8 protein-coding genes are annotated in these 13,380 nt (G+C 62.5%); 2 read left to right on the top strand and 6 right to left on the bottom strand.

Annotation, left to right across the window (positions count from 1 at the left end; translation table 11 throughout):
• Positions 1-54: 54 nt before the first annotated feature.
• The 3 genes from PspCFBP13508_RS03350 to PspCFBP13508_RS03340 form a co-directional block, all read right to left on the bottom strand.
• Positions 55-2,460 carry a glucose/quinate/shikimate family membrane-bound PQQ-dependent dehydrogenase gene (locus PspCFBP13508_RS03350; RefSeq protein WP_137213645.1) on the bottom strand — a complete coding sequence of 802 codons (2,406 nt, stop codon included), beginning with the start codon at positions 2,458-2,460 and terminating at the stop codon, positions 55-57.
• A 362-nt stretch (positions 2,461-2,822) separates the two neighbouring features.
• Positions 2,823-3,839: an NADP-dependent oxidoreductase gene (locus PspCFBP13508_RS03345; protein ID WP_137213644.1), complete on the bottom strand. Its 1,017-nt coding sequence runs from the start codon at positions 3,837-3,839 to the stop codon at positions 2,823-2,825.
• A 55-nt stretch (positions 3,840-3,894) separates the two neighbouring features.
• Positions 3,895-4,683, bottom strand: a complete 789-nt coding sequence (locus tag PspCFBP13508_RS03340; protein ID WP_137213643.1) for an SDR family oxidoreductase — start codon at positions 4,681-4,683, stop codon at positions 3,895-3,897.
• Positions 4,684-4,822: 139 nt separating this feature from the next.
• Here PspCFBP13508_RS03340 and PspCFBP13508_RS03335 point away from each other — a divergent pair, with 139 nt between their 5' ends.
• Positions 4,823-5,425 (top strand): TetR family transcriptional regulator, encoded by a 603-nt coding sequence (locus tag PspCFBP13508_RS03335; protein ID WP_137213642.1) that lies wholly within the window; start codon positions 4,823-4,825, stop codon positions 5,423-5,425.
• A gap of 5 nt (positions 5,426-5,430) precedes the next feature.
• Here the strand turns inward: PspCFBP13508_RS03335 and PspCFBP13508_RS03330 are convergent, their stop codons facing one another.
• Positions 5,431-5,832, bottom strand: coding sequence for a response regulator (locus PspCFBP13508_RS03330; RefSeq protein WP_241669490.1), 402 nt, complete (start codon positions 5,830-5,832; stop codon positions 5,431-5,433).
• A complete protein-coding gene (locus tag PspCFBP13508_RS03325; RefSeq protein WP_137213641.1) occupies positions 5,829-6,818 on the bottom strand; it encodes a response regulator in 990 nt (329 codons plus the stop codon). Before PspCFBP13508_RS03325 ends, PspCFBP13508_RS03330 begins: the two co-directional genes overlap by 4 nt.
• A 262-nt stretch (positions 6,819-7,080) precedes the next feature.
• On the opposite strand from PspCFBP13508_RS03325, the gene PspCFBP13508_RS03320 reads away from it, so the two are divergent.
• Entirely contained in the window at positions 7,081-12,330 is a 5,250-nt protein-coding gene (locus PspCFBP13508_RS03320; protein WP_241669489.1) for an AAA family ATPase, read from the top strand.
• A gap of 568 nt (positions 12,331-12,898) precedes the next feature.
• On the opposite strand, the gene PspCFBP13508_RS03315 is transcribed toward PspCFBP13508_RS03320, so the two are convergent.
• A complete protein-coding gene (locus PspCFBP13508_RS03315; protein ID WP_016774798.1) occupies positions 12,899-13,375 on the bottom strand; it encodes an AraC family transcriptional regulator in 477 nt (158 codons plus the stop codon).
• Between the last annotated feature and the right edge of the window lie 5 nt (positions 13,376-13,380).

Raw genomic sequence — 13,380 nt, 5'->3', positions numbered from 1 at the left:
CGCGGTGCTTTGGGGCACCGCGCGCTTGGAGGAGGTTGGTGGTGCGGCAGCGAGTTACGGCAGGGCGTAAGCCATCACGTAATCGCCACGATCGGTCGACTGGCGTGCGCCGCCAGCGGTGACGACGATGTACTGCTTGCCGGTCTTCGGCGAAACGTACGTCATCGGGCCGCCCTGGCTGCCGACCGGCAGACGGGCTTTCCAGACTTCTTCACCGTTGCCGCTGTTGAAGGCGCGCAGGTAGAAGTCCTGGGTGCCGGCAATGAAGATCAGGCCGCCCTGGGTCGACAGGGTGCCGCCGAGGGTTGGCAGACCGATCTTGATCGGCAGGTGCATGCGGATGCCCAGGGGACCGGTGTCTTCAACGGTGCCGACCGGAACCTGCCACGCGACTTTCTGGGTCTTCATGTCGATCGCGGTCAAAGTGCCGAACGGCGGCGCCTGGCACGGAATGCCGGCCACCGACAGGAAGCGGTTCTTGTTCACCGCGTACGGCGTGCCTTTGAGCGGCACAGCGCCCATGCCGGTGTTCAGTGCTTCACCACCGCCAGCGGCCTGGCCTTTGTTCTGCGACGGGATCATCTGGATCCACAGACCCAGGCGCATGTCGTTGACGAAGATGAAACCGTGCACCGGGTCAGTGGAGATGCTGCCCCAGTTCATGCCGCCCAGCGAACCCGGGAAGCTCAGCGATTTGTCGGTACCCGGCGCGGTGTACAGGCCGTCGTAGCGCATGCTCTTGAAGTCGATGCGGCACAGCAACTGGTCGTACGGCGTGGCGCCCCACATGTCCGATTCGGTCAGGTGCTGCGCGCCGATCTGCGGCATGCCCACGGATTTCGGCTGAGTCGGCGAGTACGGCTCGTTGGGGATGTTCGCGGCTTTCACCGGTACTTCCTTGACCTCGGTCAGCGGCTTGCCGGTGGCGCGGTCGAGCACATAGATCTGCCCGGCCTTGGTACCGATGACCAGCGCCGGAACGCTTTGGCCGTCCTTGTCGAAGTCGATCAGGCTCGGCTGCATCGGCAGGTCGAAGTCCCACAGATCGTTGTGCACAGTCTGGAACACCCAGCGTTCTTCACCGGTACTGGCGTCCAGCGCGAGGATCGAAGCGCCGTACTTGTGGTCCAGTTCGCTGCGCTCGACACCATAGATGTCGGTGGACGAGCTGCCCATCGGCAGGAACACCGTGTTGGTCGCCGCGTCGTAGGACATCGGCGCCCAGCTGTTCGGCGTGCTGCGCACGTAGGTTTTGCCGTCGGCCGGCGCGTTGCGATCCTGCGGGTTGCCCGGGTCGAACGCCCAGCGCATGGCGCCGGTGATCACGTCAAAACCGCGAATCACACCGCCCGGCATGTCGCTTTGCACGTTGTCGGCAACACGACCGCCAACCACCACGGTGGTGCCGGCCATCAATGGCGCGGACGACAACTGATAGTAGCTGTCCGGCACATCACCCAGACCGGCCTTCAGATCGACCTGGCCGTTGTTGCCGAAACCCTGGCAGAACTCGCCGGTGTCAGCATCGACCGCGATCAGGCGGGCATCGATGGTGTTGGTCAGCAAACGACGCTGGCAGTTGGCGGCCGGCTCGGGTTTGGATTCGATGATCGGCGAATTGGCTGGCTGCGCGATGGTAGCGGTGCGATCGAAATACGCCATGCCACGGCAGCGCTGCCAGACTTTCGACTGGGCGTTGATCTGGTTTTTCCAGATTTCCTTGCCGGTGTCGGCGTCCAGCGCGATCAGGTTGTTGTGCGGGGTGCAGATGAAGACTTTGTTGCCGACCTGCAGCGGGGTGAGCTGGTCTTCGGCGCCGTTGCCATCGCTCTCGGCGACGTCACCGGTGTGGTAGGTCCACGCGACTTTCAATTTGTCGACGTTGTTGCGGTTGATCTGATCGAGCGCGGCGAAGCGGCTGCCACCTTCGGTGTTGCCGTAGTGCGCCCAGTCTTTCTGCGCCTTGGCCGGCTCGACCGGAGTCAGGCCCGGGCCAGTGCCAGTGGCGGCAACGGTTGGGTGGGCGACGAACATGTTGCCCGCCGCAACGGCCACACCGACCGCCAGCACAGCGGCCACGGCATACGCACCACGACCGGCCACGCGGCCATTGGCGCGCGCCAGCAGCGGGTAGACCAGAGCGACGACCATACCGATGGCGCTGAACATGAACAGCCGCGAGAACACCGGCCAGAACACCAGCCCGGCGTCAGCCAAGGCCCAGATCGCGGTGGCCACGAGAAATGCGGCGAACAGCCAGGCGCCGGCAGTTTTCTTCAGTGCGATCAGCACCCCGGAAACGGTCATCGCCAGACCGCCGACCAGGAAGTACCAGGAACCGCCCAGGCTGACCAGCTTCACACCGCCGACCGCGAGCGCCAGACCGAGCAGGGCGATGATCACGCCAAGGCCGACCAGAATGAACGTTGAAACGCCTGAGACGCGTTGACTGTGGTTCACATTGAAAGTCCCGTTTGAATGAAGCGCGGGATTATAGCGGTAACTAACCATTCAGTTAATCGCAGTTTTGCCATGAAAACGTGCACTTCTGTGAATCAAGCGTGGGGCAGGTTGAGGAAAACGCAAGTCGAGAGGGGTTTCTCGAAGTTTCAGCAGGAGGGGCGGATTGAGCTTGGTAAGCAATGCACATGCTTGGACACCGCGCTGAATTCACCCCTCATCGGAACGCCGCCCGCCCAGCCCTCTCCCCGAGGAGAGGGAGCCGATTGGTGGCTTTTCAGAACTTGTGTTCACCTCGGTATTGCAGGTTGGAATCACTCGATCAAACAACTCGGTCAGTTCCCTCTCCCTCCGGGAGAGGGCTAGGGTGAGGGGCTTTTGGGGTTGGCCGCGATGGCAACCTTGCCCTTGGCCCGACCTTGTTCAACGTAGTGCAAGGCGTCAGCTATCTGATCGAACGGAAAAGTACGATCGATCACCGGTTTGATCACCCCGGCCTCAATCAACGCAGTGATTTTTTGCAACTGAACGCCATCGGCGCGCATGAACAGAAACGAATAACCCACCCCACGCTTGCGCGCCTTGCGCCGAATGCCACTGCTGAGCAGACGCATGACCAGCCCCAGCAGCCAGGACAAACCCTGCTCCCGAGCGAACTGCGCAGTCGGCGGCCCTGACAGGGAAATCAGTTGCCCGCCAGGTTTCAACACCTTCAACGATTTCTCCAGCACATCGCCGCCGAGGCTGTTGAGCACCACGTCGTAGTCGCGCAGCTCAATGGCGAAATCCTGCTGCTTGTAATCGATCACCACATCAGCGCCCAGCGCCTTGACCCATTCGACATTCGCCGTGCTGGTAGTGGTCGCAACAAAAGCGCCGAGGTGTTTGGCCAGTTGAATGGCGACCGTGCCAACGCCACCGGAGCCGGCGTGAATCAGCACCTTCTGGCCTTTTTGCACGTTGGCGACTTCGACCAGTGCCTGCCACGCCGTCAACGCCACCAGCGGCATGCAAGCCGCCTCGGTCATGGCGAGATTGGCGGGTTTTAACGCGATCGCTGTTTCATCGACAGCGATGCGTTCGGCAAACGTGCCAATCCTGTTATCAGGCACACGCGCATAAACCTCATCGCCCGGCTTGAAACGCTTGACCGCCGCACCGGTGCTGAGCACCACGCCGGCGACATCGTTGCCCAATATCAAAGGCATTTGATAGGGCAGGATCATCTTGAATTCGCCGCTGCGAATCTTCAGATCCAGCGGGTTGACGCTGCTGGCGCGCACTTCGATCAGCACGTCGTGCGCGCCGACCTGCGGTTCCGGGATGTCGCCGATCCGGCCGTTCTGCTTGCCGTAGCGCTCGATGAAAAATGCCTTCATTGCGGATGCTCTTGTCGGTAGAAACCCGCCGGCATAGCGGCGGGTCTGGATGAGGTCAGGCCTGAGCCAGATAACGTTGCGCAACAGCCGACTGGCGGATCTGCCCCAACAGCCCCTGACGCGCCGCTTGCAAGGCATCCCAGCGCTCGCCTTCGTGCAGCGGCGGGATGGTCACGACTTCGCGACGGTCGAAACCGACCAGCGCGGCGTCGACCATATCGCCGACTTCCATGATGTCGGTGAGGGTGTTGATGTCGATACCGGCGCGGTCCCAGATTTCCGTGCGGGTGGCCGCAGGCAGCACGGCTTGCACGTACACGCCTTGTGGCGACAGTTCCAGGCTCAGACCCTGGGAGAGGAACAGTACGAACGCCTTGGTCGCGCCATACACCGACATGCCGAACTCCGGCGCCAGGCCCACCACCGAACCGATATTGATGATTGCGCCGTCGCCAGCCTTGGCCAGACGCGGGGCGATAGCACTGGCCAGACGCACCAGCGCGGTGGTGTTGAGCGCGACCAGTTGCGCCACGCTGTCGGTGCTCTGCTCGATGAAGGTACCGGATTGCGCGGCGCCGGCATTGTTGACGAGGATACCGATGCGCGAGTCATCACGCAGACGCGCCTCGACGCTTTGCAGGTCGCTCAGTTGCGTCAGGTCGGCCTGTAGCACTTCGACATTGACGTTGTGCTCAGCGCGCAAACCGGCAGCAAGGGTGTCCAGGCGCGCCTGGTCACGGGCGACCAGCACCAGATCGTGACCGCGCTGGGCGAAACGTGCGGCGTAGACCGCGCCGATGCCGGTGGAGGCGCCAGTAATCAGAACAGTAGGGCGAGTAGTCATGGTGTGGGCTCTTTGTCAGTTGAAGACTGATTGCGGGCCTTTAGGATGATGATCGAAATCTAACCTGTCAACGGTTTTGATTATGGCCAACATCTATGTATCATCTGCGCATGATTTTTCAGCGCCGGAGGTATTCAATATGCGCGTATCCAAAGCCCAGGCTCAGGCCAATCGCGAGCACATTGTCGAAACGGCATCAGTGATGTTCCGCGAGCGCGGTTATGACGGGGTCGGCGTGGCCGACCTGATGGCAGCCGCCGGTTTTACTCACGGCGGTTTCTACAAACACTTCGGCTCCAAGGCCGACCTGATGGCCGAAGCCTCGGCCAACAGCCTGGCGCAGTCCACGGCCGCCGCCGAAAGCATGAGCGTGGAGGATTTCATCGACGTGTACGTGTCGCGAGACCATCGCGACGGCCGCTCCACCGGTTGCACCATGGCAGCGTTGTGCGGCGATGCGGCGCGGCAGTCCGGGGACGTGAAAGCGGCGTTCGCTGAAGGCATCGAGCGCACGTTGCAGACGCTCGGCGAGAAATACCCCACCGCAGCGGATGCACCGCAAGGTGAGGGCAGGACCCGGATGATCGACCTGCTGGCCCGCGCGGTCGGGGCGATCATGCTGTCGCGGGCCTGCCCGGATGATTCGGCGCTGGCCGATGAGATTCTGGCGGTGTGTCACGCTTCGATGACTGCGTCGCTGGCCGTGATCGAAACTGCGGAAGAAGCCACGCAGGACAGCTGAAGCGATCAGTGCTGGCGGTGCAGGGCCTTGTCGAGTGCCGCCAGCAAAACCTCTTCTTCGAAGGGTTTGCACAGGCATTCAAACGCCTGGTAATGCCCGGACTCAGCCAGCGCCGCCTCGTCCCAATGGGCGGACATGCAGATCACCGGAAACTGTCGCGGCAGTTGGCGCATCACGTCGATGCCGGACAGGCCGGGCATGCGCAGATCTAGCAGCAGGCAGGCGATCTCGGCGAAGTCTGCTTCGGCGAGAAACGCTTCGCCACTGGCATACACCTGCGCGCGATAACCGACCGAACGCAGCAGGTTCGACAGGCTTTTGCGCACCGACGCATCGTCATCGACGATGCAGACAATCGTCGGTCGAGTGTTCTCGAACGCCGTCGGGCGACCCGCCGGGCCGCTCACGACAGGCTCGATGGGCCAGGCGAAGGCGCAGCGCTGATCAGTCCGTAGAGTTCGACGAGGTTGACCAGCGAGCGGGTCTGCATCTTCGCCATGATGTGTTTGCGATGGACCTTGGCGGTCACTTCACTGGTGCCCAACTGGTTGGCGATCTGTTTGTTCGACAGACCGCCGACGATCAGCGGCAGCACTTCGCGCTCACGCGGTGTCAGTTGCGCCGCCAACTGCCGCACGTGCTGCACCCGTTGCCATTGATTGAACGCGGTCGCGGCGTGTTGACGGGTGCTGCGCAGAATGCCGAGCAGTTCATCGTCATTGAATGGTTTGGTCAGGAACTCCACCGCGCCGGCCTTCATCGCCTGCACCGACATCGGAATCGTGCCGTGGCCGGTCATGAAGATCACCGGCCACGGCAAGCCGCGCTCGTTCAGCGCTGCCTGCAATTGCAGGCCTGTGGTTTCGGGCAGGCTGACGTCGAGCAACAGGCACGCCGGGCCACTGGCGATGTCGGCCCCGAGCAGTTCTTCGGCGGACTGGAAAATCCGGTGCTCGATGCCTTCGGCGCGCAACAAACGGCTCAAGGCGCTGCGCACGCAGGCCTCATCGTCGACGATAAATACCGGCACCGAGTGCGCATCGACCGCCGGCGGCTGCGCCACCATCGGCGCCGAGGCCAGTGCGTTGAACACGGGCAGTTTGGGTTCGCGGTCTTTCAATAATCGGTAACCTCGACGGGCAACCGTCTGGATGATTTCTTTTTCCCCGAGCAGTTTGCGCAGCGAGGAAATCTGCACTTGCAGATTGTTCTCTTCGACGACGATGTCCGGCCACACCTGATTGATCAGCTCGTCCTTGCTGACGATGCGCCCATCGGCCTGCATCAGTACCGAAAGTATTTCGAACGCCCGCCCGCCCATGCGCAAGGGCCGGCCATCGAGAAAGGCTTCGCGCCGTTCCAAAGAAATCGTGGCTTGGCCGAGTCGGATCATGCGGGCCTCTGCGTTGCGGTGAGAAGGACAGGGCGCGGGCGCCGGGTTATCAGGTTCGTACGCTAGGGGACGGCCTGGCATAAAGCAATTATCCCGAGGGATAAGACGTGCGCTTCTATAGCGCAAGAAACAGCAGCGCAAGGCTCTGGACGGCCATCTTGAGGCTGCGGACGGACATCAGCGCAGCGGCTGGCCCTCTGGCAAAAAAACGCTGGGTATACTTCGCCACCAGCCTGAATCCCATTTCCAGCGGTGAATGCGTATGCCCGGCCAGCCATCTTCATCTGCAATTTCCTGCGCGGCCGATGCGCCGATACTCGATGAAGCATGGCTGGAGAACTGTCGGTTCAGTTTGCTGCGCCGTGACCATGAACTGACCTGGTTCAGCCTCGAAGACAGCCACTCGGGCCAGAGCTGGTTCGCTGTGCGTGCGCCGATCCAGCGCCCGGCGCTGTGCCAGCGGCTGGAGCGCGATTTCCATTTGCAGTTGCCTTCGCAGTGGGCGCTCAACCCGCTCGCGCTGATACGTTCGGCGGACGGGCCGGTGCTGGTCTACCCGCAATGGGGCGCGCCACTGGCTGGACTGATCGACGCCGCCGGCTTACCACTCGGACGGGTGCTGAATATCGCCGTCGCCGCTGCCAATGCGCTGGTCCACTCTCGCCATCCGGAAACACCGCAAAACCCTGTGAGAGCGAGCCTGCTCGCGAAAGCGTCAGTCCAGCCGACATCACCCTTGACTGACCCACCGCTTTCGCGAGCAGGCTCGCTCCCACAGTGTTCTTTATTGCCTTGGCATCTGCTGGTCGATGCTGACGACAGCGTCAGGCTGATGGGCTTTCACACCCACGCGCAGGAAACGCCGGCGACTGAACTGCCGAGCCTGGAACACTGGCCTTATCTGGCGCCGGAACAGCTGCAGGGCGACGGCGTCGATTCCGATGAGCGCAGCGACGTCTATGCGCTGTCGGCAATCATCTACGAGGCGCTGACCGGGCGCCCGCCGCTGATCGCTCGCGACGCCTCGCAATGGTTGCATGTGCACGCCGCCGTCCAGCCTTTGTCGCCAGCGCAATACCAACCCGACCTGCCGCAAGGCATTTGTCATGTGCTGCTCAAGGGCCTGACCAAGGAGCCGGACGCGCGCTATCAAAGCATCGAATCGCTGGCCGCCGATCTGACCTGGTGCCTGCGCCAATGGCAGAAAAAAGGCCAGATCGAAGCGTTCCGCCTCGGTGCATTCGATGCTCGCGCAACGGCCACGCGCGGCGATGTGCTGTTTGGTCGTGACGACGAACGTCAGCAACTGCTTGAACAGATCCAGCGCGTGCGCAGCGACGGCATCGCTCGCGTGCTGATGGTTGCCGGCGCACCGGGAGCGGGGAAGTCGACGCTGATCCAGCAAGTCCTGCGTAGCCAGGCACCCGGTTATTGGGCCAGCGGCAAGATCGAACTGCTGAACAATGACCGGCCCTTCGCGCCGCTGGCGCAGATTTTTCAGTCGCTGATCAGCCAAGTGTTGACCAAGCCCACGCTGGCCTTGCAGGCCTTGGCCGAGCAACTGCGCGAAACCCTCAAGGGCCGTGGCCGCTTGCTGCTGGACTTGGCGCCGGAAGCCGAACTGCTGATCGGCGCCACCGCCGAACTGCCGAACATGCCGGCGCGCCACGCCCTGGATCGGGTCAATCGAGCGCTGCTCGATGTGCTCGAAGTCTTTGCGCAACCGGGGCATCCGCTGCTGCTGTTTATCGACGACTTGCAGTGGGCTGACGACTCGACGCAGGCGTTTCTCAAAGCCTTTATCGCCAGACCGACGCGGCATTTGCTGCTGGTTCTGGCGTATCGCGAGGGCGAGCTGACGGAGCATCCGGGCGGCTGGCTCGATGAGATGCGCAAAGCACCCGCGCTGCCAGTCAGTGACCTTGGACTAGGGCCGCTGTCGGTGCAGGCCGTTGCGCAACTGATGGCGGTCGAACTCGATGCCGACGTCGACAACCTCGAGGCGCTGGCCCGCGTCGTGCACTTCAAAACCGCCGGCAATCCTTTGTTCGTCAGCCAGGTGGCGCGTGCTCTGGTGGACGAGCGTCTGCTGCGTTTCGACGCGACGACGCGGCGCTGGGTGTGGAATCAGGCCGAAGTGAACGGCTATCGCTACGCCGACAACGTGGCCGAATTGATGGTGCAACGCTTGCAGCGTCTGCCGGTCAGTGCCTGTGAAGTGTTGCGCACCGCGGGTTACGTTGGTGGCCGCTGTGACGAAACGCTGTTGGGCGATTTGCTGGGGGACGATCCGGCGCAATTGCTGCGTGACGTGGATTATCTGGTCAGCGCCGGATTTCTTCTGCGCGAGCCGGGCCAACTGGTGTTTCCCCACGATCGGGTGTTGGAAGCCGCCGCTGCGCTGACCCCACCGGCCGGGCGTTCGGCTGAGCATGCGCGCATCGCTGCCGCCATGCTCGATCAAAGCGGCGAGCAGCGGCAGGCGCGGGTCTTCGACATCGCCAGTCAGATTCAGCGCAGCGCCGGCAATGCGCTGCAAGCGCCTCGACGCGCTGAGTTCATCCAGTTATTGCTCGAAGCTGCCGAGCGCGCCCGCGATAGCGCCGCTGTCGAGCAGGCCGTGGATTATCTGCGCAGCGCCGAGGTGTTACTCGGCGACAACGGCTGGACGCAGCTCTACCCGCAAGCCTTCGCGGCGCGCTGGCTGGCAGCCGACTGCGCGATGTTGCTGGCGGATCTGCCCGGCGCGCAACAGCGTCTCGACGATTGCCTGGAACACGCTGCCACCGTGCTGGACCGCGCGAAAACCTACCGCCTGCGCGCCAGCCTGCGCACCTTGCATTCCGATTACCACGGCGCGATCGGCGAAGCGCTGGCCGGTCTTGCCTTGCTCGATATCGACCTGCAGCGACACCCATCGAAGGCGCAACTGGGCGAAGCGTTCGAACGGGTTCGGCAATTGGTCGGTGCGCGACAGATCGCTGAGTTGACGGCGTTGCCCAAAGCCAACGAGCCGCGAATCGAAGTGGCCATGGAGCTGCTGAGCACGCTGATCGCCTCGTTCTTCGTGCAGGACGACATTGCTTTTCTGCACCTGGCGAAGATGGTCGAACTGACTTTGCTCCATGGCACCACGCCCAGCAGCGGCTACGGTTTTGCCTGGTACGGCGTGATGATCGCCGACCGTTATGGCGAATATCTGGACGGTGTTGCTTTCGCCGAACTGGCGCTGGAACTGACTGATCTGCACGGCTATGAGGCAGGGCGCACCGGCACGCTGGTGGCGCTGGATCAGGTCAGCGCGTGGACCCGGCCGATGGCCTACGCGCGGCAGAAGGCTTTCGCCGCGTTTGAGTGCGGTCAGGCCGGCGGCGATCTGGGCATGTCGTGTTACGCCTGCAACCACATAGGCTCCGATCTGCTGTTCATGGGCGAGCCGCTGCCAAACGTGTTGAACGAGCTGGACGTCGGCCTGAGTTGGGTGCGGCAGTTTCACTACATTGACATCGAGCGCATTCTTGTGGCGCAACAGGCGTTCGCCAGCGATTTGCGCAATGGGCCTGAGCCTCGTTCGATCGCAATGCTGGATGCTTTGGAACATGACCGCTTCGGCCCGCTGCATCGCGACCGCGTTTCACAGCCGACGCTGGTGTGGATGTGGTTGTATTCGGGCATGTCGGCGTTGTATTTCGGTGAAGTGCGTTACGCGCTGCGCCGTTTCGAAGACGCCGAGGCGTTGACCTGGTCGCTGCCGGCGCACATTGATCTGGCGCATTACTACCTGTTCTACGGCTTGGCACTGGCCAGTCCCGAGGCGCCGGGCTCTGTTGCCGAAAAACTGCAGAAGCTGGAGCAGCAACGGCAGCGTTTTCTGCCATGGGTCGAGCTCAATCCTTCGACCTTCAGCAACAAACTGCTGCTGATCGAAGGCGCGATGGCCCGCGTGCGCGGCGAAGGGCTGGCCGCCATTCGCTGCTTCGACCAAGCGCAAATCGCGGCGGCCGCTGCCGGGTTTATCCATGAGCAAGCACTGGCCCATGAACAACTGGCCGAGGTCTGCCTGACCAACGGCCTGGTCTCCGGCACGCATCATCACCTGCGTGTGGCGCGCGACTGCTATGTGCTGTGGGGCGCTGAAGCCAAGGCGCGCCAGCTCGAAGCGCAGCATCCGTTTCTCGCCCACGAGCATTCCCTGGAAGCGGGAACGCCGGTGACGCGGGTGCGCCTTGACCTGGAAGTCGGCATTGAAGCGGCACGCGCGGTCTCGCAAGAGGTGTTGCTCGATCGGCTGGTGGAGACCTTGATGAATCACTTGATGATTCAGGCCGGTGCCGATCGCGGCGCGCTGCTGTTGGTCGCCGAGGGTGAGTTGCACTTGGCCGCTGCCGCGCATGTCGAGGCGGGCAACGTGCGGGTCAGTCAGGACAACGATCGCTCGCTGGAGCAGATCGCGCCGGTTTCAGTGCTCAATTCGACCATGCGCACGCGCACGCCGCTGGTGCTTGACGATGCCCGCGCCGACTGCCCGCAAGCCTACAGCGCTGATCTGCAGCAACGGCAGACGCGCTCGCTGATGTGCCTGCCGTTGCTCAAGCAGGGCGCGCTGATCGGTCTGGTGTATCTGGAAAACAGCCTGGTACCGAAGCTGTTCAGCGCCGAACGCCTGACCATGCTGGAAATTCTCGCCTCGCAGGCAGCGGTGTCGCTGCAGACCGCGCGGCTGTATGCGCAACTGGTCGAAGACAACCGCTTGCGCGCGCAGATGGAAGCCGACTTGCGCAGCTCGCGGGCGGAACTGGCGCGCAACTCGCACCTGAAAATGATGGGCGAACTGTCGGCCTCGATCGCCCACGAAATCAGCCAGCCGCTGCTGGGCATTTCATCGAACGCCTCGGCCAGTCTGCGCTGGCTCAAGCGCGACACGCCTGATCTCGACGAGGCTATTCAGGGACTGGAAGACATCCGCTCCGACAGCGCCCGTGCCACCGAGATCGTCCAGGCCTTGCGCGCATTGGCCAGGCAGGCGCCGTTGCAACGATTGCCGGTGTCGATTGACGCGTTGATCGGTGAGGTCGTGCAACTGACGGCGAGCGATGTGCACAATCGCGGGGTGAGCTTGCGCACGCAACTCAACGCTGCTGACCCGGTGCTGGGGGATCGGGTGCAGATCCAGCAGGTGATCTACAACCTGATCGTCAACGCGCTGGAAGCGATGGCTGGGCAGGGCGTGACTGACGGGCGCCTGGTGATTGAGTCGACGCTGTCCGATGGGCAGGTCTGCGTGGCTTTTCAAGACAACGGGCCGGGGATCGCCGAGCATCAGCGTGAAGAAATTTTCGATGCGTTCTTCACCACCAAGGGCAGCGGCATGGGCATGGGCCTGGCGATTTGCCGAACGGTGATAGGCGCCCATGGCGGGACGTTGCGCGTGGAAGACAGCGAAGAGGGCGCGCGGATCTGTTTCAGGCTGCCACTTGCGCCGGACGCCAGGATCAAAAGCCCCTCACCCTAACCCTCTCCCGGAGGGAGAGGGGACTGACCTAGGTGTTTGGTCGACGTACGCCGACTTGCAATACCGAGTTGAATTCAGGTTTGGCAAAAACAAAAGCCCCTCACCCTAGCCCTCTCCCGGAGGGAGAGGGGACTGACCTAGGTGTTTGGTCGACGTACGCCGACTTGCAATACCGAGTTGAATTCAGGTTTGGCAAAAACAACAGCCCCTCACCCTAACCCTCTCCCGGAGGGAGAGGGGACTGACCGAGGTGTTTGGTCGACGTACGCCGACTTGCAATACCGAGTTGAATTCAGGTTTGGCAAAAACAACAGCCCCTCACCCTAGCCCTCTCCCGGAGGGAGAGGGGACTGACCGAGGTGTTTGGGGGAGATACGCCGACGTGAAAGTCCGAGTTGAACTCAGGATTGGAAAAGCCCACAAATCGGCCCCCTCTCCCTAGGGAGAGGGCTGGGGTGAGGGGTGAATTCACCGCGATCGCAACGCCGACCGCCAATTCGCTGCCAAAAAAAACCGCGAAAAATCGCGGCCAAAAGGGAGGAGTGAACAAAACCCTTTGAAGTCCCACTCAGGGCCGCAGTTCCGTCAAGCGCTGGCCCATCGTCGAATTCAGCAACCCATCGCTGAGCCGCCACACATCCGCATCCACCAGCGCCACCCGCGCTCCGCACATCAGTTGGCGCCAGACCTTCGGTGGCATCCCCACCATGCGCCCGAAAGTGCGGGTGAAGTGCGAGTGATCGGAAAATCCGCATTCATACACAATCTCGGTAATCGCCATCGAGGTCAGCAACAGCCCTTTGGCCTTGTCGATCTTCATCTTCAGCATCCATTCCTGCGGCGAGCAGCCGGTGACGATCTTGAACGCCCGGGAAAAGTGGCTGCGTGAAAGATTGCAATGTTCGGCAATCTCGCTGACGCGCAGGCTGCGGCTCAGATCGTGCAGCATGTAGGCCTTGGCGCGGCGTTCCTGCCAGCCGGACAGTGCGCCCAGTGGGCGAGCCAGGTGGCAGGAAGGGTCTGACTTCACCGATTGCGGGTTCATGGCGG

The sequence above is a fragment of the Pseudomonas sp. CFBP13508 genome (genome assembly GCF_005233515.1).
GTDB classification, from domain to species: domain Bacteria; phylum Pseudomonadota; class Gammaproteobacteria; order Pseudomonadales; family Pseudomonadaceae; genus Aquipseudomonas; species Aquipseudomonas mercuritolerans.
This window is presented reverse-complemented; position numbering and strand designations above follow the sequence as displayed.

Coding starts and splice junctions, on each gene's coding strand:
- PspCFBP13508_RS03345 (WP_137213644.1), bottom strand. CDS start 3,839: ATGAAGGCATTTTTCATCGAGCGCTACGGCAAGCAGAACGGCCGGATC.
- PspCFBP13508_RS03340 (WP_137213643.1), bottom strand. CDS start 4,683: ATGACTACTCGCCCTACTGTTCTGATTACTGGCGCCTCCACCGGCATC.
- PspCFBP13508_RS03335 (WP_137213642.1), top strand. CDS start 4,823: ATGCGCGTATCCAAAGCCCAGGCTCAGGCCAATCGCGAGCACATTGTC.
- PspCFBP13508_RS03325 (WP_137213641.1), bottom strand. CDS start 6,818: ATGATCCGACTCGGCCAAGCCACGATTTCTTTGGAACGGCGCGAAGCC.
- PspCFBP13508_RS03320 (WP_241669489.1), top strand. CDS start 7,081: ATGCCCGGCCAGCCATCTTCATCTGCAATTTCCTGCGCGGCCGATGCG.
- PspCFBP13508_RS03315 (WP_016774798.1), bottom strand. CDS start 13,375: ATGAACCCGCAATCGGTGAAGTCAGACCCTTCCTGCCACCTGGCTCGC.